Origin of the sequence: Paenibacillus sp. 2TAF8 (assembly GCF_052114825.1) — a bacterium.
Lineage (GTDB): Bacteria > Bacillota > Bacilli > Paenibacillales > Paenibacillaceae > Paenibacillus.
On the sequence record NZ_JBFRFN010000003.1, the window covers coordinates 221,886 to 246,734 of the forward strand.

The window sequence follows — 24,849 nt, forward strand, 5'->3', positions numbered from 1 at the left end:
AGACAATCTGTATCCAGCCGAGCAGTCAGAATATTCCTTGATTCAGAAAAATTCAATGTAACCGTCTGACAGGAGCAAATATGCTTCTATAACATACAATGCATGAAATAGGTCGTTACCAATGTCGGACAAGGAGGGATTAATTCATGAAAATAGTCCTGATTGCACCAGAGAAGTTGCCTCTGCCCGGCAATGGTTCAGTGGAAATCTGTATTTTAGGTATTGCACACGAACTTGCCCGCCGTCATCAGGTTACTATTATAAGCCGCGCAGTAAAGGGTTTACCAGCGCTGGAGCAAATCCGCCATATTACGATTCAGCGAATCTCTGCATCAAGTGTTTCAGGCTACACAGGGGCAGCCATTCGTTTGATCCGGACACTTGATGCTGATATCATTCAGGTGGATAACCGACCTCACAGCATGACGACCATTAAACAAGCCTTTCCACAAATCCCTGTTGTTCTCTATCTCCACTCACTCACCTTCGCTCAGCCCGGACCGAGGAAGCTGACAATGCTGAAAAAAGCTGATTGTATTGCCGTGAACAGCCAATCATTAAAACGCAGACTTTACCGTCGTTTTCCTGCAGTGAAGGAAAAAATGAACGTCGTTCCACTGGGTACAGATCTTGACCGATTCCGACCCGTTGCCAGCAGTGAGGAGCGTCTTCGCCTGCGTCAAAGGTTTGCAATCACCGAACGTTTCACTGTTCTGTATGCGGGAAGAGTCATTCCTGGCAAAGGAGTAGATGTTCTTATTCGCGCTGTTGCTCTCTTACAGCCACAAGTATCTGTCCAATTGGTCATTAGCGGTAAGGGGCCTCCACGCTATGTACGCTCTCTCCGTAAACTGACGCAGAAACATAACGTTCACGCTACCTTTCTCGGACAGGTGAATCACGAACAAATTGATCAACTCTATCGGTGCGTCGACTGCCTGGTCTGTCCTTCACAGAACCACGAGGCCTTTGGTCTGGTGAATGTAGAAGCTATGGCCTCTGGCATCCCTGTCATCGCCTCGGATAACGGGGGGATCCGGGAGATTATCCAGTCGGGAAGAAACGGATACTTGATATCAAAATATAAACAGCCCCAACAGTTCACCTCATTCTTGTATCATTTAGCTACCAAACCTGATCTTGTGCAATCCATGGGGAAAAACGGCCGCGAAACGGCTAGTGTGCAATTCAGCTGGGCAAGAACGGCTCTTTATTTGGAGGCGGTGTACACAAGGCTCATCCGTCCATGAGCCTTTTTTTCTTGATTAGGCTTTCTCACGGAACTGCCATTCCACAATTATAGAGTCTATCTGTTTCTGTAATACAGGTACATGCGTTATTTCAATCAGTTCAATAATCACTATATCCTGCATCATAAATCTCACTTTTGCACAGGTTTGTTGATAGAAGGCATCATAAAACCCTGACCCAGTCCAGCAGCCATGAGGCACCTTTCCATTCTGGTTAACGATATAACCCACCTCACCTATTGGGGGTATAACCACTTTGATAGCTTGATGATCCAAGCGATTATCCGGATCTTTTACAAGATAAAGTGTATCCCCTACATGAAGTATCTGTGCTCCATGATAATTTTCCATGCCCACCATAGCCGCAAAAATTTTGTTACTCATAAGAATGCTCCTTTTTACTATATTCCTTGGATTATGACTATAGAGCCTCTTCATCTTCATAGTGCTCCAGCCATTCCAGAAGTTGTTTACGAATTTCTTTCCGATACTCGCGAGGTTCAAGCACCTCAGCCTCAGGACCGAACTGATATAACCATTGCAAAAATTCACGGCTGCTATTCAGTGTTACTTCGAATAACAAGCTGCCATCCACAAGATCTGTCATTCGCGGACGAACAAACATCTCTTCTTCTTTTATGTAGGGGGCCACCTTTTCGGAGAATCTCACCTTAAAATGAATATGCTCGTCCCCTCGGTCAACAGACCAGGTATTTTTCATATAATGAGTTATATTAAAGTCACCCATATCAAATGCATTGTTGGTTCGTGTTACATCCAGAAAGCGGCTAATGCGAAACAACCGAACTTTCTGTTGTAAATGACAATAACCGATCAGATAAAAACGTTGGTCACGCGGTACGAGATAATAAGGGTCTATATGCCGAACTGTAATCTCGTTATCGGTGAGCGTATGATATTGAGCCTGGATCGTACGTCCATCTAAAATCGCTTCGATAATGGGAATTAGCAAGTTTGGATCTTTTCCCTCTTCACGGTAAGCAGGTATCCCCATCCGAATGATTCCTGCAATATTTTCCACAATTTCACTGTTCCTTGTTTTTAGTTTGGTATGTGCCGATATAACCTTATCAAAAGCTGAGTCAAATTCAGCAGGTAATTTTGATGTATCGACTAAGGCCGGAAGCATACAGAATAGCATGGCTTCCTGTTCGGTAAAGTCTAAAGGATACATGGCAAATTCACCGATAAATCGATAACCCTTTCCATATCCTTCGTTCATTATGGGAGCTACCCTGTCCAAAATCCGGAGATCACGATAGATTGTGCGCACTGTTGTACCACATTTCAGCGCCAATTCCTTAGCAGAGATTCCGGGATTAGCTTGTATAGCCTGAAGTATACGCAGCAGACGAATTAATTTCTCTGTCATGTAGTTTCTCCCCTTCGATATTTTATCGGCAAGGAAAACTAGTTCCTTTAGTTCATATCTAAATCTTTAGTCCCAAATAGATTTTTCGCAATTTCACCTTTTATTTATAGTCCAATTGCACTTTTCCCCTCCCTAAATATACATTCTCTTACTTGCTTGCGTAAATTAATAACCCAAAATCTGATTTTTCTAAGCCTGAAAGCCTATACAAATATCTAAAATAAATACAAAAAAGCCCCACTCTCCATAAGAGATAAGGCTTACAAAGTTCTATTAAATTCTTACATGTTTATTCATGCATCATTACCAATTTGTTCAGCACCTGAACCATATGATCACATAATAAGGGAATATCGTGCATCTGCTCCTCGTTCACATGCCGATCAAAATAAACATTAGTGGAAACGTTGTAGGTTTTGGACTCATCTCCAAAAAGATAGTGGACATGCTGTATCGTCCGCTGATCAGGCCAATTTTCCTGCATGACTGCCATGATGTCGTGACAACGTGACTCCGGTTCCTTTGTTACCCATGCAAAGCGAAGTTCCAGTTCGCAGCCTGGATGGCTGCCTGGCGTCTCCAAAATCTCGGCGGCTATTGCCTGCAACGAGCTTCTCAGTACCACTTCAGCTGTCACGGCGGCATGATCTCTCAGACAGAATTGCAGGGTAAACTCTCGGGACATGCTAGCCATCTCTAATTGATCCCTACGATGGGTAATGTGGATACTCTCATCCAGATTGTCCAAGTCATAGAGAACATTCTCGAAGGCTACTTTTAAATTATCGTACACAGTCGGGTCAAACATATGGCAAACCTGCTTTCTTTTCTATTTCATCTATCTTCACGTTGTACCATAAATACGACCTTTAAATCCAACAATTTAGGATTTTCCAATCATCTACCTGCAATCATGGCCAAATGAACGCTTTTCTGGATAACATGATCATGCGAAAAAAGCCCAGTCCACAATAAGCGGGACTGAGCTTGGACAGGCTTGACGATCGAGGAATATTTTTAATTTCCAGCTTTCGCCCTATTCTTCTGCAGATTGCTCTTCTGTCGCTTCAGGTGCTGCACCATCAGCAGAAGCAGTTGGTTCCTCTTCAATAGCTTGTGGTGGCATAACCGAAGCAACGATGGATTCTGGTGAAGTCACGAGTGTCAAACCTTTATCCAGTTTAACGTCACCCGCTGTCAAGCGATCACCAATTTCCAGACCGCTGACGTCAACTGCAATCGATGTTGGCAGATCTGCCGGCAAACCTTCAACCTCCAGCTGCGTTTCTTGCGTTTGGAATACACCGCCTACTTTGGAACCTGCAGCTGTACCTTGGAAGTCAATCGATACGCTAACACTAATCGGTTTGTTTTTCGAAATCTGCAAAAAGTCAACGTGCAACAGACGTCCATTACGCTCCTGCTGATCCTTGATCAGTACAGGAACGGTTTTGCCGCCCTCCACGTTCAAGTTAAACATCTCTGAGCGGCCTGTACGAGCCATTTTCAGCATTTCTTTTTCATCCACATGTATGGCGGCACCTTCTTGCCCCGGTCCGTAAACTACGGCAGGAACTCGTCCACCTTGTCTTAACAGGCGCAGTGCTGCGCCTTTCTTTTCCGTTCTTGGCGTTGCTGTAAGTTGAGCCATTTTTCCGTTGGATTTCATGATTGAACATCCTCCTTCAAGGGATCCCTACTTTGTATTTGTTGATAAGCTCTGCGGCTTCTCTCTTAGACCGATATGGTCTTTTTTCTGAGGCCATATATTGGGCCATATCTATATTTACCCCAATGATCCAGCATCTAAAACATAAACCTGAAAATTTATAACCTTTTTTTGTCATTCCATTTATTTTGGGAATACCAAAACAGCCGGAACTCCTTCCGACTGTAAGATTGGCGGGGATTTGAAAGGCTCAACTAAATCTCCTGTGAAATAGAATTAAGCAGCAACACTTTAGGCACTATTCAGATCATCCATTTCACGATTTTCCCGTATAATTTGCATATTGTCTGATCCACTTTGCACGATAATCTGTACGTCACTATCCTCAGGTGTGATATCCACATATCGATCTCCGCAAGTGTCCTTGGCCTCCCACTCGTGCAGCCTGATGATAAAACCGAGATGATGCAAACCCGGAGCGACGCGGAACCGAGCTTCTGCAATATTGCCTACCCGCTCCAAGCGAACCGCTCCGTCCTCCATACCGGTCCCCCACACCCACACATCCCAGCCATCGTAGCAGTGATCTGCGCGCTCGTAACGGATCGTCACCGTTCGTGACATATGTCTATGAACCGTGATTGCATAAGTTGCGCGAATGTTTCCCGTTTCAGCGCTAATCACCGATTTACCCGTTGTCAATGCCCTTACAATACCAGCATGACTTACGGCAGCTATATCTGAATGAGAAGAATTCCACCGGATATGGGCTTCTGTGAGCGGCTGCCCGTATTGATCCAGCACGATCGCACGGAAACGACTTATTCGAGTGGTATACAGCACAGGCTCACCTACAATTTCAATTCTCTCAGCATACCGCACATCTACCTGAATGTTACAAGATGTTTTGATCAAACCGACGCAAGCCGTAATCAAAACTTCCCCTCGATTCAACGTGTGGAGGGTACCATCTTCTTCTATACGAACAATATCTGGATCGGATGATCTCCACACCACAGGCACATTTTCCAGAACATTGCCGATATGATCCCTCACCGTAACTCGCAGCAGAGAAGTCTCTTGCGGAGAGAATACCCGGCGCGGAAGAGCAATCTCCAGCGAAGCAGGATCGGTCTCAACAGCACGCTCCACATCATATAAAACCATGAGCGACCACGGCTCCACTCGAACCTCGCCTACGACGGTCTCGATCACATCCGTTCCAGCCGTATGATGATTCACGGTAACCTTCCATTCACCCGGTTCCAAATGTATGGACTGGGATTCGTCCGAACCATTATAAATCACAATAATACGATTCCAAGAATCCTCATTCGCTCCATGCTCCAGCATATAGGCAACGACATTTCCGTCCATCCGAATAAAGCGAAGATGTCTGCGAACCTGTTCCGCCTCCGTCATGCGAAACGCTGGATGGGTACGCCGCAAGTGGATCAGTCCGCGATAATAGTCAAATACAGGTCTGAAACAGGCTTTATTTGCCCAAGTAATCGTATTTACCGCGTCACCGCTTCGATAACTGTTATGATCTCCAACCTTGGATCTTAACATCTCATCACCGGCATGAAGAAAGGGTACTCCCTGTGACGTAAGCAGGATACCTGATGCAAGAATGGAACGACGCACCATCTCATTATGCATTACATCAGCTTCATCGACATATCGATACGGAACTGCCGCTTTAACCGCTGATTCGGCACTACCACCCTCCACGGGATGTCCGTCTTTCCATATAGGAAAACCCAGATCATGGCGAAGATGGAGAGAGGTTGCGATTTTATCCCACAAATTGAGATTATCATGGGCTGTTACATAATTAACGGTTTCTGCTGGGGAAGAGGTGAAGTCATCCAGTGCTCCGGCTGCCCCTTTGCCTATTTCGTATTCCTGACCTCCAGCACCCGTGATGAATCCTCTGCTGCTACCGTCACTGTCTCCTTTGATCGCATTGCGAAAATGATCGTTAAATACAGCAAATCCTTTGTCTCTCTGCGTTCCTTTGAGAGTAGGACGATTCAGTGGCGAGTGTCCTCCCATCCACGGCTCTCCATAGATCAGAAAAGCAGGATCAATCTGTTCTCTTAACTCACGGGTGAGTTCACTCATGGTGTCCTGATCAATCAATGCCATAAGATCAAACCGAAATCCGTCAATATGATATTCTTCAGCCCAATAGCGCAAGGAATCCAAAATATATTTTCGTACCATCGGGTGTTCTGTTGCCAGTTCATTACCTACACCTGAACCGTTGCTGAGTGTACCATCTTCATAATGACGGTAAAAGTACCCCGGCACGATCCGTTCAAAAGGTCCTTTTTCCACACTGTAGGTATGGTTGTAGACAACATCAAGCACAACACGGATACCTTGCCTGTGCAGCGACTGGATCATCGATTTGAATTCCCGAATCCGAACAGCAGGATCTCGTGGATTCGTCGCATAAGAACCTTCAGGAACATTGTAATGCTGTGGATCATAGCCCCAGTTGTACGGTGCTTTAACCGTGGAATCGGCGTTCGCTGCTGCAAGTTCATTTACTGTTTGATAATCGGCCACAGGCAGAAGATGTACATGGGTAATGCCCAGTTCAACCAAATGATCGACGCCAATTCGGTTGCCCGTCTCATCTGTAAGTCCAGTAGCTGTAAAAGCAAGATACTTCCCTTTATACGGGATTTCCGCCTGCGGATCAGAAGAGAAATCTCGTACATGTAGTTCATAGATGATCGCATCAACCGGATGTAGAAAAGATGGCTTAACATCCTGATCCCAACCCTCAGGATCGGTTGTTTTCAGGTCAATGATTGCTGTCCGTTGCCCATTGGCTGTAACCGCTCTGGCATAAGGGTCGACTGCAACTTCTACCCGTTGATCCTGATGAACGATGCGATACATATAAAAGTGTCCTGCCCAGTCCCCCGAAAGCGTCCGTTGCCAGATCCCCTCTGGGCTACGGGTCATCTCATATACCTGACCATCCTCATGATGGTTTACCTCGCCAAGATCGTTATATTCTCCTTCATTCTCAAAGACGAGTATATTTACTTGCTGTGCTGTAGGAGCCCATACGTTGAATGTACTCGCAGCACTGGTATAAGTTAAGCCAAGATCGTTGCCTTCATAACAAAAAGAAGTCCATTCCGGCATCGTTCCCACCGCCTTTGTATCCTTTAATTTCGTATTGTCCCGATGTTACGAAGTGGGACGCTTTTTGTCAACCCGGGGTTGTCTGTACTCAACATATCGGTTAAAGCAAGGCAATCGATGAGCAATCGCTTTCATTTATCATATGTAAACAAGCGTTAGGGTTGACAGCGTATGTACCTGTGAAATCAAAAAAAACTCCCTTTTAATATCAAAGAGAGTGGTGGGCGATATGACTTTTTTAACTATATAAGTTGAACTAAAGATTTTACACAGTCCGATTCCATGACAGAATAAACTTCCATTTATTGTTATCCCTTGGCTTTTCTGTTTTCTCCATTGAAGAGTAAATGGATAGTTCAACTTATACACATTACACATCGTTATTGATTATTGTACTGATTTTAAACGCAATTCGATATTAAATCACCCTGTTCAAGCTGGACTCTCTTCAAGATGACTGCGAAAACAATACGGTCATAGATAACATTTGGACCTGTACTTGGGTGTTGGTATGCCCCTGCTTGTCTGAGCTATTTTTGATGTTATTGGTGTTATTGGTGTTCCGAGTCTTCCTAGTGTGAACGTTTTTGCTGTCCTCCATTTTCTCGGTGGACTCGATTGTGCGAAGCGAATCCACGCCAGCCTGTCCATCTTCAACAACCACTTCCCATGTACCTGAAGGAATGGAGACCGCCTGAGATTCTTTGGTAGCATTATAGATCACTATAATCCGGTGCCATGTATCGTCCACAGCCGCCCCCTGCAGCTCGAATGCAAGCAGTCCTTTTTCTTTGTGCAATAGATGAATATGCTGCTCAATCGCTCCGCGTGTACGCAGGCAAAAGGCAGGATGCTCCCGCCGCAGACGAATCAGACCTCGATAGTAGTCAAATACCGGCTTGAACCGCTGTTTTTGGTCCCAATGAATGGCGTTGACCACATCTCCACTCTCATGGCTGTTGGCATCCCCGTATTTGCTACGCAGTAACTCATCTCCGGCTACAATCAGCGGAATACCCTGTGAGGTCAGCACAATGCCGTTTGCAAGAAGGCAGCGTCTAACGGTTTCATTTTCTAGCACATGCTCTGGATCGATCTGAAGATAAGGATTGGCCTCTTGAACAGCTTCTTCCACGTTGTCGAACCCTCGGATATTCCCATCTTCGTTATACGTCAGAAAACCCAGCATATCTTGTAACCCTTGCGTGCGCGCCACCTTATCCCACAAATTGAGATTGTCATGCACGGTTACATAATTAATGGTCTCAGCGGGGCCTTCCGTAAAATCATGAATAGCCCCTTGCACGCCTGTCCATAACTCCGCTTCTTTCCCATCTTCACCTGTCGCAAATCCTTTGCCGTCTCCATCACTATCTCCTTTAATGACACCGCGAAAATTGTCATTAAACACTGCAAATCCTGCTCCACGCTGTGTTCCCTTCAATGTCATCTCATCACCCAAGGGAGATTCCATCGCCCCCCAAGGCTCACCATATAACAAAATGGAAGGGGATACCTGAGTATGAAGCTCAGATGCGAGTTGTTTCATGGTGATAATATCGATCAGCCCCATCAGATCAAAGCGAAACCCGTCCACATGATATTCCTCTGCCCAGAAACGCACCGAATCGATAATAAATTTGCGAACCATGGCTCTTTCCGTTGCCACTTCATTGCCTGTTCCTGAACCATTGCTATACGTTCCATCGGCATGCTGACGATAATAGTATCCCGGTACCAGCTTTTCAAAAGAACTCTCCGCTGTATTAAATGTATGATTGTACACCACATCCATAATGACACCTATCCCTTTACGATGAAGCGCAAGAATCATCGACTTGAATTCACGGATTCGCGTTTCAGGATCATCGGCACGCGTTGCATAGGAGCCTTCCGGCACATTGTAATGCAGCGGATCATAACCCCAGTTATAGTTAGAAGCATCCTTGGGATCATCATCAACATTCGACTCGTCTACCGTAGCAAAATCAAATACAGGCAGCAGGTGTACATGCGTAATGCCTAGCTCAACCAAATGATCCATTCCAAGCGTATTGCCTACCGCATCTCGAAGCCCGGTCTCCGTGAAAGCCAGGTACTTTCCTTTGTTCGCAATCTCGGAAGAAGCATGAATGGAAAAATCCCGAATATGTACCTCATACAGGACAGCATCCGTGGGATGACTCAAATCGGGACGTTCATCCTGTTGCCAGCCCTCAGGGTGAGTCTCTTCCATGTCCACGATGACACCCATTTCTCCATTCATGGTTACGGCTCGCGCGTAAGGATCAACCGCAATTGTTGAAGTTCCATCGGCAAAGGTTGGCTTGAACATATAACGATAACCTCGTAAATCCCCTTCCACTTCTAAAACCCACACATCCTGTTCACCGAAATGCATTGGGATGGTGCTCTGCTTCAATAAGTTCGGGATGTCATCGGGATTTCCACCTGTGAGGGGTGGGTACAGGAGCAATTCCATTTGAAACGCATTTGGAGCCCAAACCTTGAATGAACAGAAATCCGGTCCAAGGGTTACACCCAGATCCTCCTCTTCGTATGTATTCAAGTCCGAGGCTGTGCTCGATTCCCCGGCTGTCTGCTCTTGTTGCTGAACATCGTCAATCATAACCTTTCCCCTTTCGCAGAGCGTAGTGTGTATAAAAAAACAAGTGCTCCTTACCCTTTATACCCGTTCCTAGGGCCAAGCATAATGCGCTCACAAAAAAAGAAGCAGAAGTGATGTGGAAACTCATCAATTCTGCTTCACATGTTCAATAAACTTTCAATTCCCAACCAGTCTCTTCTTTAATGAGGCACCTGAGATTGAAAATCATCACGGCTGGATTGATCGGCATGATACCATACCACATCTCCGTCCCTCACCAGCCTTGTTCCCTGACCATCCAGTGGACTCGCGTTAAAACCCTCCAGTTTCCACTGATTCATTAATGGTGCGTGGATATATTGCAGATGAGGCGCAAATGCGTTCCCATTTTGTAACGTTTCCAGATTAAAATTCACGACGATATACCCATCGTGCAGGAATATAGGGGCCTTATCATCCAGTAGAGTTCCACGTGCCAGACGCTCCAAATTTGTGTCTTTCGGTACAGCATATACATCAGCCGGTAAGCTATATTCTCCGTACCAGCGCTGTATGGCGGCATTCGCCCGGTATACATCCACACCAGAAGGAAGATCAGTTTTGGGGCCGATGAGTGTACGAATTTGTGACGGAAGAATCATCCAGTTGTAACGTCCTGTCCAGGTTTTGTGAAATGAAGTCTGGGTCACGAACCGAACCATCGCCTGTTCCAACGTATGCAATTTACGCTCTTCCGCTGTCCATTGATGAGTGTACTGATAACGCGCTGTATCGCCGAGTTCTGTTCCAGGTACGTTCCGTAGCCTTGCGTTCAGGATAACATAACGTTTCTCCGTGTCTTGTTCCGATCCAATACGAATAAGTTGTTCTCGTCCACGATGATAGTACAGATCCACTTCCTGTCTCTTGGTCCCGTCTTTACTTACAAAAAAGAAAGTTGGCGTGATTCGGATACCATCCTGTTTACCGAACATATTGCCCTTCGTCTTCACATCAAATTTGAAGTGGTAACCTGTCTTCACAGCAGCATTGCGGAATCCCTGCACGGGATGGCTACCTGGACGAATCGGCAAAACATACGGAGCCAAGTTCCCCCTCGGATCTCCATCAATTTCGTTTGTTCCTGTCCAGTAGTTGACGCCCGTAGGCTCGGGACTTCCTGGTCTTTGACGAAACACCTTCTCCCAATGATAGTCCGCGATATCTGTGATTCGAAAATCATACAATCGCCCAATGACCTCCACAGCTACCGTATCCACAGCAACATGATGCGTCAGATCTGTGTTGGCATCTGGTTGTTCTGTAAACGGCAAGGGTGCATTTTCTGCCATGTTACGGAACTCAATCTGATATTTTCCTTCATCAATCCACACAGGAAGCACAAAAGAGGTGTCCAGCTGATTGACCGGAATATCAATCCAGCTGTTGGCTGGAACAAAGTTACTTTTACCATCTGTGTAGACATCGAACGGAAAACGCACCTGTTTACTGCGAAAATATTTGGCGTAATCCCGATCTCCGTACCCCGGATAACGAGAGGCATCCAGATGCTGTCCTGACGTGGGGATGCGCACCAGGAATGGACGCTCCAGAATCAATGCCGATCGAGTCGGATCTGGCGTTGTTTTCTGATTATGCGGCTGGTCATCTGACACCCATGCATAGTTAACCACAGGTGTATGTACCGTGACCGGATTGATTCCGGGAATTGCAAACCGCTGATCTTGTCCACCGTTTACGTTCTCAGGCAGTAGTCCGTATGCCACTTCACCTGTGGTGGGCTGATCGGCTTTATTGATCAATGTGTTCTGAATAGTTAATCTATTCTGATATAACACATCATCCCCGATCATATGAGGTTGCGGAATCATTCCAGGTCTAGGAGCTTCCTTCTGGACTGGGCCAGCATCCATTATAGTTTCATTATTAAAAATCACTTTGTCATTGTTAACCGTATTCTCCTGAACCACCGATTCTGCTTCTGCTTGAAAAAGTGAAGTTTCCATTGGCGTAGGCGGTTCAGTGGAACCACCCGGGACAGTCTGGGTACCCAGATCAATCTCACGGCATGGCGAGGGTTTGACATGGCTCTGCACAGCAGTATCCGTCAGGGATTGTAAAGTTGGAGGTGTGTATGAATTTGGTGTTAGCGTAACCATACCTCCGTAACCACCAAGCGCATAGTTAGAAACTTTAGCTTCATTTAATTGGTAGACCTCCAAGTTATCAATCTGCCAGTAGCTATAACCCCTTGTTACTCGCATGGATTGATCACCTGGCACATCACGTTCTTTGGGCTCTGGTTGTGTGCCTGGATCCCCCTTGCCGCTAGATGGACGTCCTGGAATGGTCCACGTTTTGTGATACACCTTCTTGACTTTAACATCATAGGTCACTGTGCCCGTCATGTTAACCCATCGGTGCTGAAACAAATACCCTTTGGCGAAAACATTTGCATACAGATCTTCCGACGTTGGGATACCTCTTGTCACATCAAACTTCTCAGCACCCCGGATGTCGGCTTTGAGTATAGCTCGAACCGAAGGATCCATCACTTTAGCTTCAAGTACTGCGCCTCGACTTGGTGGACTGATGCTCACCGGACAAGCATTCGCAGGATCGTTTCCTGGATCTTCACCGCCCGTGTCTCCTCCATCTCCACCATTAGAGCAATCCTTGACCTCAAGCTCCTGTTCATCCTTCTCATCTATACGCTGGGTAGTATCCAAGAAATGAGCTTTTATGATCGTAGTACCCACAATGCCTTTTGTTGTAATTTTGCCATCGGCACCGATTGTTGCCACAGCAGAGTTCGAACTACTCCACGTCAATTTGGGATGCATCGTCAATTTATGAATACTTCGATCCGATTTGGTAAGTACCGCCTCTGCCTGTAGGAGTTTTGCGCTGGATTTACAGGCATTCGGCAGATTCACCACGAGTCCTGGCTCGGATGTCACCTTAACCGTAGCTGTATCTGAAATAAGATATGTGCCGTTGTTCCAGATTGCACGTATTGTCACCGTTCCTGGACTTTCCGCTTTTAACATACCTGTCTTCAGTTCAACGCTAGCCACCGTTTCGTCTGAAGAAAACCATTTAATCTCTGTCTCCCTGCCAGATACATCAACACCTTGACCCCATGTTGTGGAGCCATAGCCTTTTGTCTTGACTTTGGCTACCATCTGTTTGGTCTGGCCAATTGTGAGGGTAGAATCAGGTGTAACGTCGATTTCTTTTTCTTCCTCTAGATCACCCTCCCAAATGACATCCATTGGAGTATTATAGGCAACTTTATGTTTTGGACAACCAGCACTTGTTCTCCCACCATTATCAAAAGGATCATTAGTGGTCCATTCGTGTTTTCCACCTGTCAAAGTTCTAATTCCCACAATCGTACTCGGAGGGGTAACTTGAGTTGTGCCCAAACCAGTATAAGTTTTTTGCTCAGATGAAGTTTTATATTCTACGCTTCTAATCCTTATTTCTTTAAAACTAGAGGATGTTAAATCATTCCCGTTATATTGAGGCCAAGAACGTGCTTGCCAATTAGAAAAATCAACACTATCAGGTACCTCTTTTACAGCAGGGAAGGGGATCGAACAACTTCCAGCATTCGGTGAATACGTTGGGCCACCCCTATGATCAGCTCTAAAACGTCCATCACCCATTTGATACCAATACACGCCTGGAGTAGCAATCCTCTTTGCAGATTGAACAGTTTTTAGAACAGGGCTTTGCATTGATTTTGGTCCATATGGAAGTTCTACAGCATTTACATATTGATTACTTAATTGTCCTGTTAGACCATAGATTATAATTAATAATGTAAATACTTTTTTTAGATATTTGAATACTGAAAAGCGTATTCGTCCCCTCATGGGTATAAAATCACCTCACTAGTAGTACATATTTTGTATTTTCAATTCTCCTATATTTTTAGAGGTGATATGATAAATTCCATTTTTAAAGTCTAAAGTTGATCTAGTCCAAAACCTAACTTTCTTTCCTTTGGTAATAAAAGTTTTAGGACTGTCAGGTATGGTTACGAATCCATTATTTTTAGCAAACTCTAGCTCTAATCGTCTGAAACTCAACAACCCACTATCTAACCCACCACTATAAGTGATTAAATCTGTCTTTTCAGTATTCGAAATGAAAGATAAGTTAGCAAATGTTAAATAATAGTTTCCAACTCGAACATCTGGCTCAACAAAAAGTTTGTTATAAACCCCTTCTGGTTTCCCACCCTGAACCTTTACAACTATAAATCTATGAAGATTCAATACTCCAGATTTGTTCGACAGTTCTATATCATCCTTAGAAATATCACTCACTTTAACAGATTTTTTAGTATAAAAATAATTACTAATCGTCGTTAAATTCGTACCTGTCGTGCCCACTTCTCGCATCTCGTTCAGGTCACTGTACTTTGAAGCATTCGTGCCTTCCACGTCCATGTAGCGAAGCAAAATAGCGGAAACCTCTGCCCGAGTCGTCGGATCTGCCGGTTTTAATGTACCATCCTGAAATCCACCTACAATGCCTGTTCCACGCACTAGAGCAAGATACGGAATCTGTTCATTACGGATTGTTCCGCGGTTTACTTCGGGTGTAGGCAGTAAAGTGTTCTTCGTATCATTAAAAGCATCTTGAAAACTGCTGTCCGACTTACTGAGTCCGTTTGCAATCCACTTCATCATTTCATAACGCGTCAGCTCGGTATTAGGCTTAAAGCCGCCTGCATAATCACCAGTGTCAATAAAACCTTGTGCAACCAGTTGACGCACTGCTGGTTCAGACCAATGCCCCCGAAGATCAGTGAAGGAAATCTGTTCCTGTCCCTGAACGTTCTCGATTCTGGTCGCACGAGCAAGAATTGCAGCATATTCCCCGCGAGTTATCTTACCATTTGGACGAAATGTCCCATCCTGGTAGCCCGAAATCAATCTTTTCTCATATGCTTTGGCAATCGTTGCCTGAGCCCAGTGCCCTTTGATATCGCTGAATCGACTGAGTGCACTGTCGTTCACTCCAGCTGCACTCGCCGCTGCTATCCACTGCCCAGACCCCATTCCAAGAGAAAAACATGTACCTGCCATCATGGCTGCTGTCAAGAACCTCATCATATAAACAAATCTTCTTTTCTTCTTCCCTTGAACCACTCGCTTCATCTTCAATCTGTTCACGCTCCTATGTACCTTAGTATGGGGATATTTGATTTGCTCAAACGACTGACATGCTTATTAAACAAAATTAAAAACCTAAATTTGGAATTATAATCAATATTCTACCATGTATAACTGGTATTTTGGTATCATTTTCATACCTCCCCATGATTCTAAGGTGACTATCCCCCCTCCTTGAGACCTACTCTTTATCCTAAAAAAACAAAAAAAGGCCATGAATCCGCAGATTCATAGCCTTATTCTTTAAGGTGTGGTCTCACTTATTAAATTATGGAATTTCTACTCTTTTATAGAATAAACCCATCCTTTGCATGAAATCAACCTTTTTTTTATTACACTCTCATTTATTTCCCGTTCAATTCTTTATATGATGCTTCCAGTTCAGTGATCAGCTGGTCACCGCCTGCTTTTCTCCAATTAGCAATTTCTTGCTCCCAGCCAGCATCGTCGATCTTGCCCATAATGTACTTGGTCTGCGCATCCCAGATCATCTGATCCAGTTCCTGACCACGCTCCGTGTAGATTACAGAAGAGAGGGTAAGTGCAGGATTAGCAATCGCATATTGTTCGTTCTCCCGAGCCATTTTTGTGCCTTTCATACCAATAGGAACATCAACCAGTTCAGGCACATTGTACCCCTCAACACTCAGCAGATTATCACGATATGGTTTGACCTCCCGCTGATAAGCATCAAAGTCCTTCAGTTCCGTTTTACCGTCAGCGGTCTTGGCATAATGTACATCGAGCAATCCACGCAGTTGCAGCATGCTGAGTTCCTCGTCCATTAGTTGGTCCAGGAACGTAAGTACCTTTTTGAGTTGCTCTTCATCAATGACAGATGCTTTCGGAATGACAAGCATACCGTAGTTTCCAGGCTCACCTGCAATACGAATGCCATCTGGCCCCTGGAACGGCGCTACATCAATGACACCACCCGGTGCGTTGGGTGTAAGCCGCTGCTGTGACGATTTCCCGTTCTGGGCGACACCATTCAGTTTCATGCCAACGAGACCTGAATCCATTTTTTTGTCCGCATCTGATGGGTCCAGTGCAGGGAAATCACTATTAATCAGTCCTTCATTAAACAATCGCTTGAACAACTTCATCGTATCCACATATTCAGTAGTAAGGAACTCTGGAGTCAATTTACCTGCATCGTCCACACCCCATTTGTTCACTCCACCAATACTTACAGCAATCCGGGTCAGCGGCGAGGATACACCCTCGTTATACTTTTTGAATAACAGCGCACCATACGTATCTTCCTTGCCATTGCCGTCCGGGTCGTCCTTACGGATGGAACGCATGACCTCATACCAATCATCCAGGTTTTTCGGGATATCCAGCTTCAGCTTATCAAACCAATCTTTCCGATAAACGATTGCCGTTCGTCCGATATCCCGGAAATTCGGAATACCGTAGATCTTACCTTCAATCTTGATGTTATTAAAATGAGCCTCCGACTGGGCGGACAAGTTTTTGTAATCCTTCAGATAAGGCCCGAGTTCCCAGAACAATCCTGTCTTGGCAGCATTAAAAGTTGTAGGTACATAATTGACACGCATAATCGTTGGCATCTCCCCTGATGCCACCATGACATTGACTTTGTCGTCGAACGCCGACTGCGGAATCCACTGCACGTTTACATCGGTATTCGTGTATTCCTCAATCTTCTTCTCGATTGCATTGTCCTTAGTTGGTACATCACCCACTTGCATCAATGAAATGGAGATGGGCATTTTGCCTTCCCCAGCGGCTGGAGCTTTTTCTCCCCCACATCCAACCAGCAAACCGGCAGACATCGCACCAACAATAACGAAGCTCCCCACGCGAAACATAGGACGCTTTGAACGTTTTGGACTTCTTGGACTCATGAACCATCTCTCCTTTTGGATAACCTATTGTTCAGCGAACTTGCCCTCATTCCTCAATCGTAGATGCCTTTCAACCCCATAATGTATGCGCTATCATAACACTTTGGAGAAAAGAACCGGCATTATGCCAGTTCCATCTCTACCCCCGCCAAAATAAACGGAGCAACCGATTTTGGATCATTGATCCGAATCGATTCAGTTACATAATACTCGTAGGACCCATCACGATACGGAGTTCCTCCAAGGCCAGCCCCCCCATTGCACTGTGTCAGGGAAAGCACACCCTCCTGATCGGTTTGCAGCAAATGCTGCAGCAGACCTTGGTATCCTTTTTCGGCAATGGCTTTGAACTTTCCGCTCAAGTACCCTTTACGCACGCCCTTAGCAAATGCGTACACAAACATTGAGGTTCCCGATGCCTCCAGATAATTCCGCTCCCGTCCTGGCTGATCCAGCAGATGCGGCCACAATCCGGTCTGCTGATCCTGTACATGGACAAGTGCATTTGCGAGCCGTTCGAAAATACCGATAATCTGTCCGCGCTGCTCATGATCAACTGGTAAATAATCCAGTGTATCTACAACGGCCATCACGTACCAACCCACAGCCCGGCTCCAGACATGTGGTGAACATCCTGTCTCTCCGGAGCTCCAGCGTTGCTCTTTGCTCTCGTCCCATGCGTGGTAGAGCAAGCCGCTACGTGGATCACGCGTTCGCGCTTCCACCAACAGCAGTTGCAGAGCAGCCTTGTCGAACCACTTCTCTTCACCAGTCACGGCTCCATATTGAGTCAGATAAGGTGTAGCCATGTACAATCCATCCAGCCACATTTGGAATGGATAGATCTTTTTGTGCCAGAATCCGCCCTCACTTGTGCGCGGTTGTCCTTTCAGTTGCGTCATCAGCAGCTCAGAAGCTTTGCGATACTTTTCCTGACCCGTTTTCTCCAGCAGGAAAAATAACGATTTCCCCTGATTGATCTGATCCAGATTATATTCCTCAACCGTATAGGAACGGATTGACCCGTCTTCCTGAATGTAATGATCCATGAGTTCCTGAATATAATCAAAATATCTCTGTTCACCTGTACGAGCATAGAGTTCTTCCAGTGCTTTGAGCAGACAACCGTTCTCATAATGCCAAGTCGCATACAGCTCATGGCTGCGATAACTTTCCATAAACTGGTCGGCCATGCGCATAGGTGTATGTTGTAATGTTTCCTTCATGATCAAACCTCCGGTTTCGCTCCTTATTGAGCCTGTTTTTTGTAATCCTCAGCATATTCCTCACGGATTTTGGTTCCGCCTGCTTTAGCCCAATTCTCAATTTCTTTTTCCCAGCCGCTTTGATCAATCTTACCCATAATATACTTGGTTTGTGCATCAGCAATCACCTGATCCAGATCCGCTCCGCGGTCACCATAAGTTGGCGAATACAACGTCAAAGCAGGGTTTGGCACAGCATGTTCTGCCAATTCCTTCACTAATGCTGTTCCTTTTTCTCCAAGCTCGGTGTCCTTCAGTTTAGGTACATTGTAACCATCAACGTAAGGGAAATTATCCCGATATGGCTTCACTTCACGCTGGAAGGCATCGAAATCACTCATTTCCACTTCGTTGTCTCCGACTTTGGTGTAGTGTTTACCTTCCATACCACGCATTAACAGCGTTGCCATCTCCGGGTCCATCAGTTTATCCAGGAACGAGAGAAGGCCTTTCAGCTCTTCTTCCGATTTTACTGTTGCTTTCGGGAAAGCCAGAATGCCTGAGTTTCCTGTCTGGCCGGCTACACGGTCACCATTCGGCCCAAGCAGACCGGCAATATCAACGACGCCGTCCGGATTATTTTTGGACAGACGTTCCTGCTGGCTTTTACCGTTCTGTGCCACACCAACACGCATGCCTACAACGCCGGAATCATACTTTTTCTCCGCTTCTGTTGAATCAAATACAGCGAAGTCCTGATTCAGTAACTTCTCTTCATACAAACGTTTCAGCAAATCCAGCACCTGCATATATTCCGGTGTCATAAATTCTGGTGTGAAACTGCCGTCACTCTCAACCTTCCATTTGTTCGGTGCGCCAAAACTTACACCAAGGCGAGTCGTAAAGGAATACTGATCTTCGTTATACTTTTTGAACAACATCAATCCAAACGTATTCGCCTGTCCATCGCCATCCGGGTCGGAAGTAGACAACGTCTTGATCGTTTCATACCATTCATCCGGCGTTGTTGGTACTTTCAGATTTAACTTGTCGAACCAATCCTTGCGGTAAATAACGGTTGCCCGTGCAATATCAGAGAATACCGGCACGCCGTAAATTTTTCCGTTAACCTTGATGTTGTCAAAGAAACGCCCATTTTGGGCAGAAAGGTTTTTGTAATCATTCAGCAATGGTCCGACTTCCCAGAACACGTCATTCCGCATCGCATTCGTTACCGTTGGGTTATATTGCACCTTTACGATTTTCGGCATATCGCTGGAGGCAATCATGACATTAATTTTGTCATTGTACGCAGATGCCGGAATCCACTGAATGTCGAGCTTGGTATTTGTGTACTCTTCGATTTTTTTCTGTACATCATTTCCCTTGCTGGGCACATCACCCACCTGCGCAATAGCGATAGATACATTCTGCACGCCGCCTTCAGCAGCCTTACCCTCATCTGATCCGCATCCTGCCAGCAAACCGGTCACCAGAGCCAGTGTACTTAGAACAGCTACGGCTTTCTTTTTTGTTGCCTCCATTTAATGAAAACCTCCCTTTTTGATATACAGTCACAGCTTTAAAATCTAACAACCTTATAACTTTTCACATCTGCAATCTCAATCATGGAACGATGTTCACAATTCAGTAATACGGTTCACACCAAATGCTACACGGATCAACCTTTTACCGAACCGAGCATCACTCCCTTGGCAAAATGCTTTTGCAGGAATGGGTAGACCAGCATAATCGGAATAGTCGAGAATACGATAACGGCCATGCGAATCGTAAGCGGCTGAATTTCCGTTTCTTCAATGCTCGTATCTCCGATTCGGCTCTGTGCCAAAATGACAATTTCACGCAGCCACACCTGTACCGGCCACTTTTCACTATCGTTGATGTAGATGACGGCACTGAAGAAACTGTTCCAGTGTGCCACGGCATAAAAGAGTGAAAAGGTAGCCATCGCTGGCATCGACAGCGGCAACACAATGCGGAACAAAACACTAACGTCGTTACATCCATCGATTTTGGCTGCATCCTCCAACTCATCCGGGATGGCTTGGAAGAAGTTTTTGAGTACGATCAGGTTGAACGCACTGATTGCTGTTGGCAGCATCAAAGACCAGAGTGTATCGGTTAGATGCAGGGATTTTACGACAAAGTAGGTGGGAATCATCCCTCCGCTGAACAGCATTGTGAACAATACACCCAGCAGAATCGGCTGGCGTCCGCGCAAATACTTTCTAGATAACGGATAAGCCATAAGTGATGTAAATAACAAGTTAATCAGTGTACCAACAACGGTAATATAGATCGATACACCGAGACTGCGAATCAATGTATCCGTGGAAAAAATGTATCGGTAGGCTGCCAATGAGAATTCTTTTGGAAAAAGAATGAATCCGCCCTTAGCCACTTCATGCGGGCTAGTAAACGAGACAGCCAAAATATAAATGAACGGGATTACGGTTACGATACCAATCAAGAACAGCAAGCCATGATTCACAAAATCAAAGATCCGATTGCCCCATGTTTTATCCTGTTGCATCTGAATGTTCACTCCTGTCTGATGAAGAGCGTCTGCTTGTGTGCATCAATAGACGCCTTCCTCCCCGAATTTTTTGGCTAACGTGTTGGCACCAAGCACTAGCGCCAGTCCGACAACCGACTTAAACAATCCGACAGCAGCACTATAACTGTACTGTGCCTGGGTAAGCCCCTTCGTGTAAACGTAGGTATCAAATACCTCGCCCACGTCACGGTTGGTAGGTGTCAGCATCAGGAAGATTTGTTCGAAGCCTGTATCCAGGAAGTGACCCAGACGCAGAATCAGCAAAATGATGATGGTACTACGAATCGCCGGCAATGTAATGTGCCACGTTTGACGCCAGCGGTTGGCCCCGTCAATACGAGCAGCCTCGTAGAGCTGTGTGTCTACACCAGAGAGTGCAGCCAGGAAGATAATAGTACCCCATCCTACCTCTTTCCAGATGGATTGTCCTACGATCATCGTACGGAACCATCCTGGTTCAAGCAGGAAAGCAATCTTTTGTCCCGTGAGGTTATAGAGCAGTTCGTTGATTGCACCACCTTCTGTCGTAAACAGCATGTAGAACACACCTACCACAACAACCCAAGAAACAAAATGGGGAACGTAAACCAATGTCTGTACAAAACGTTTGAATCGCTCACGCCGAACCTCATTCATCATCAAAGCCAGCACGATCGGCAATGGAAAAAAGAAAACCAGATTGTAAATTGCAAGCAAAAATGTATTTCTAAATAATGTCCAGAACTGCGGTTCACCAAAGAAACGCTGGAAGTGCTTGAAGCCTACCCAATCGCTTCCCAGGATGCCTTTGTACGGCGTGTAATCCTGAAAAGCCATCGTAATGCCATACATCGGTATGTATTTGAAGATAACAAAGTAAAGCACTCCCGGAATCAGCATAATGTACAGCCACCGGTTTTTGATGATATCCCTCCACAGCAGGTTTTTGTCACTGCGGGTAGCGGGCCGTGTCCGAGCCGCCGTTTCGGCTTTCATAGTGTCTTCCTCCCCACGTTGGAAACGATTACAAAAGATCACTTCCTGAATTCATGTCTCCATTGTGGCGGATAATCGAATCACTGGCTATCGTCTCGTTTTAGCCTCTTGTTTTTCCTTATGTATCACGGGTTGTAGCGTTATTGGAATTGCTGGTTAAACACGAAATGAACTACTTTCAACCTGAATGTTCCTGGTTTAACTCTGGCTTACAAGCTGCTACTGCGCCTTGAACAACCGTAAATTGAATGCAAAAAGCCTGCCTGCCATGGTGGGCAGAGCAGGCCTTGTTCTCTATCGTTGCTGCTCCCTGTACTTGCCGGGAGTTGTTCCAGTTATTTTGCGAAATGTACGGATAAAAGCTGTCGGGTTCGTGTAATTTAATTTTTCGGCGATTTCCGATATTTTCAAATCTGTCGTCTGTAGCCATGTTTTGGCTTTTTCCATGCGGTACTCTGCAAGATATTCTGTAAAATTAACGCCCGCTTCCTTCTTGAAGACCCGGCTTAGATAGACAGGATGAAAGTTCAATTCCTCGGCACAAGCCTCCAGCGATAAGTCTCGATCATACCTTTCCTCGATCAGTCGAATCATCCGGCGGGCGATATTCATATATTGCGACTCCTCCCGTTCCTTCCAAAAACGAATCACAGGCAGAAACAATCGCTTGCGGAACCAACCCGTCATCTCGTCCAGTGTAGATAATTTCAGCAAGTATCCCATGGAAGCTTTCTCACCAAGTACTTCTGCCACATCTCCGCCCTGCTCTTGCACAAGTTGGTATACCCGTGACAATAACTGTACCATGATGACCGGATATTCGCTGAAATGTAGTTTTTTATCCGCCAGTAATCCTAAATATTGTGTAAAATAGATATCTGTTTTTTCTTCGTCTCCCTGTTTGAGCGCTGAAGCCAATTGATCTTCAATCATTCGTAACTGCGTATACAGTGCAGCTTCCATCTGACCTCTTGGTTGGATATCCTCATAATGTAAAATAATTCGACTCCCCAAGCTGACTCTGCCTTGCAACGCTTCCTTGCTCTCCTGATAGGCTCTAGGCGTATCTCCAATGCTGGAATAAGTCCGGCTAATACCTATGCTTACCGGCAGATTCAGATAGGTTACAACCCGTTCACGAATCCAATCGGCCTGTGTATGCATCCATTCCTTCAGCTGCATCTCATCATTCAGTTCAGAAGCAAGCACGGTAACCTGCGCATCATCGAGCATGACCGGTGTAAACCGGATTTCGGAAGGTAGCAGTTCACCAACCATATTGTTGACTGCAAACAACAGCAAATCCCGATCCTGTTCTTCATATCTCGTGCCTTCAAGCGTATCAATCTGAAGCATAAGCACACCCAGATGCGACCACCCCGTCGGGAAATCATACAATTCGCCCTGATATCTGAAATCCTCTTCCGATATTTTGCCGGTCAGCAGTTTGGTCATAAAAAACTCCTGAAGATGCACATGCTGCCCCTTCATCTGCTCACGCATCGTTTTCTCCGAACTGAACAGGGTAGACAAGCGTTCCTCAATATAGATAAATTCATCCTGACGGCGTCCTGCAGGAGGTAGCGGCGAATCCAGACCTTTCGTAAATTGCAGCAGTCTTGAGATCGGTGAATACATACGCTGGCTACCGTATATGGCCACGAGCCCTGTCACCAATAACATAATTAATGTTGCCACCCCGGTCACCACTGCAATCTTTTGCGACTGGGCAGTAATCTGTCCAAGTGACACGACTGATACGTATAACCAGCCATTTAGCGGAGACTGCCTGTAGCTGACGGCTACGGGTTTGCCATCCACTTCTGCACTGTAAAAACCTTGTGCTTCCCCCGTTGTCTGAACCTTCTCCTGAATATCTTGGTTTAACAGATCGTATTTATTCCCATAATTCGTGTCATTCAGAAAGTACTTCTGGTCTTTATCCAGGACGTACAAATCACCTGAATTCGGATTCCGGCTCAAAAAGCTGCTCAGCTCTGCATCCGCAATATCGATGACAAGAAATCCTTTTGGTTTCACATTTGTGGGCACCATCGGAATTTTAAAAACCATGCTGACTACATTATCCGAAGAGATCAAGCTAGGGGCCTGTTCCGTTAAAGCCTCACCCATGCCAGCAGATACAGGTACACTCTCTTTGGAGGAACTTTTATTCTGAGTCACCCAGAACAAACTGTTGGTGTATGTAAGATAAGTTCCGATTCGATCTCGAATGCTGAAATCATTGATTTTGCCGAATGAACGCATCGATACGACCCAGTCTTTTTCCAGATTTACAAGGTAAGCCTGATCAATACTTGTGACCGCCTGCAGATTGTTGAAACCGGATGTCAAATCACGAATTTCCTGAAATTCACTACTATCCAGCGGTTGCTTCATTGCCCGTAGCACCAGTGGTGAATTAACGTATTGGATCGAGGACAATTGTAAACTTCGCAATACTTGTTCCACTCGCATCTGAGTCTGATGTAGTATCTGAAGATTACTCTCGCGAACTTTCTGTTCAATATCACGGGAAGCAATCGTATACGAGACGGAACCAATCACAATGACTGGCAAGGCCCCAAGAATCATCGTAAAGCAGAGCAGACGCAGTAGATATTTAGGCAAGAAGAGCATCTCCCTTTTAATAAAATCGCTTACATTGGATTAAATTACTATTGTTATTTTAAAACCCATTCATAATCAAGTCCACCTCTTTATTCAGATTTGTTGACTTGCATTGATTTCCAGTTTATATTACTTGTATATTCCTCAGGTCGAAGGAGAGATTTTGATGTCGGTGAGCGTTCTTAACTAATCAAGTTTCATATTCAGGAGTTTGGCCTCTTGTGACACTTTTGCCGTTATGGCATACGTGTGTTTCATGATGCGCCAGAACCCTGTACTTAGTTAAGAACAGCGGAATCAAACATCGCC

The 24,849-nt window shown here is 45.4% G+C and carries 15 protein-coding genes; 1 reads left to right on the forward strand and 14 read right to left on the reverse strand.

Translation table 11 applies throughout. The features are described 5' to 3' along the window. The first annotated feature begins 146 nt into the window (after positions 1–146). Positions 147–1,250, forward strand: coding sequence for a glycosyltransferase family 4 protein (locus AB4Z30_RS06795; RefSeq protein ID WP_441924591.1), 1,104 nt, complete (start codon positions 147–149; stop codon positions 1,248–1,250). A 15-nt stretch (positions 1,251–1,265) separates the two neighbouring features. Here the strand turns inward: AB4Z30_RS06795 and AB4Z30_RS06800 are convergent, their stop codons facing one another. From AB4Z30_RS06800 to AB4Z30_RS06865, 14 genes are all read right to left on the reverse strand, one after another. Beyond that, entirely contained in the window at positions 1,266–1,634 is a 369-nt protein-coding gene (locus tag AB4Z30_RS06800) for an HIRAN domain-containing protein (protein ID WP_441924593.1), read from the reverse strand. Between the two features lie 37 nt (positions 1,635–1,671). Next, positions 1,672–2,643 (reverse strand): helix-turn-helix transcriptional regulator, encoded by a 972-nt coding sequence (locus AB4Z30_RS06805; protein WP_441924595.1) that lies wholly within the window; start codon positions 2,641–2,643, stop codon positions 1,672–1,674. A 289-nt stretch (positions 2,644–2,932) separates the two neighbouring features. Beyond that, on the reverse strand, positions 2,933–3,451 hold the full coding sequence (locus AB4Z30_RS06810) for a hypothetical protein (protein ID WP_441924597.1): 519 nt from the start codon (positions 3,449–3,451) through the stop codon (positions 2,933–2,935). A gap of 228 nt (positions 3,452–3,679) precedes the next feature. After that, positions 3,680–4,312 carry a 50S ribosomal protein L25 gene (locus AB4Z30_RS06815; RefSeq protein ID WP_441924599.1) on the reverse strand — a complete coding sequence of 211 codons (633 nt, stop codon included), beginning with the start codon at positions 4,310–4,312 and terminating at the stop codon, positions 3,680–3,682. A gap of 291 nt (positions 4,313–4,603) precedes the next feature. Then, the gene (pulA, locus tag AB4Z30_RS06820) at positions 4,604–7,480 is read right to left on the reverse strand and encodes a type I pullulanase (protein ID WP_441924601.1); all 2,877 of its coding nucleotides are present in this window, start codon (positions 7,478–7,480) and stop codon (positions 4,604–4,606) included. A gap of 448 nt (positions 7,481–7,928) precedes the next feature. After that, on the reverse strand, positions 7,929–10,109 hold the full coding sequence (gene pulA, locus AB4Z30_RS06825) for a type I pullulanase (RefSeq protein WP_441924603.1): 2,181 nt from the start codon (positions 10,107–10,109) through the stop codon (positions 7,929–7,931). Positions 10,110–10,288: 179 nt separating this feature from the next. Further along, a complete protein-coding gene (locus AB4Z30_RS06830) occupies positions 10,289–13,465 on the reverse strand; it encodes a DUF5704 domain-containing protein (RefSeq protein WP_441924605.1) in 3,177 nt (1,058 codons plus the stop codon). Positions 13,466–13,987: 522 nt separating this feature from the next. Beyond that, positions 13,988–15,262, reverse strand: coding sequence for an S-layer homology domain-containing protein (locus tag AB4Z30_RS06835; RefSeq protein ID WP_441924794.1), 1,275 nt, complete (start codon positions 15,260–15,262; stop codon positions 13,988–13,990). A 359-nt stretch (positions 15,263–15,621) separates the two neighbouring features. Continuing rightward, positions 15,622–17,151 carry an extracellular solute-binding protein gene (locus AB4Z30_RS06840; RefSeq protein ID WP_441924607.1) on the reverse strand — a complete coding sequence of 510 codons (1,530 nt, stop codon included), beginning with the start codon at positions 17,149–17,151 and terminating at the stop codon, positions 15,622–15,624. A 122-nt stretch (positions 17,152–17,273) separates the two neighbouring features. After that, on the reverse strand, positions 17,274–18,377 hold the full coding sequence (locus AB4Z30_RS06845; protein WP_441924609.1) for a glycoside hydrolase family 88/105 protein: 1,104 nt from the start codon (positions 18,375–18,377) through the stop codon (positions 17,274–17,276). Positions 18,378–18,400: 23 nt separating this feature from the next. After that, positions 18,401–19,900, reverse strand: coding sequence for an extracellular solute-binding protein (locus tag AB4Z30_RS06850; protein WP_441924611.1), 1,500 nt, complete (start codon positions 19,898–19,900; stop codon positions 18,401–18,403). A gap of 137 nt (positions 19,901–20,037) precedes the next feature. Beyond that, positions 20,038–20,910, reverse strand: a complete 873-nt coding sequence (locus AB4Z30_RS06855; RefSeq protein ID WP_441924613.1) for a carbohydrate ABC transporter permease — start codon at positions 20,908–20,910, stop codon at positions 20,038–20,040. Positions 20,911–20,955: 45 nt separating this feature from the next. Further along, complete coding sequence (locus AB4Z30_RS06860; protein WP_441924615.1) at positions 20,956–21,909, reverse strand: ABC transporter permease; 954 nt, start codon at positions 21,907–21,909, stop codon at positions 20,956–20,958. Between the two features lie 294 nt (positions 21,910–22,203). Next, on the reverse strand, positions 22,204–24,540 hold the full coding sequence (locus tag AB4Z30_RS06865; protein ID WP_441924617.1) for a helix-turn-helix domain-containing protein: 2,337 nt from the start codon (positions 24,538–24,540) through the stop codon (positions 22,204–22,206). Positions 24,541–24,849 lie beyond the last annotated feature (309 nt).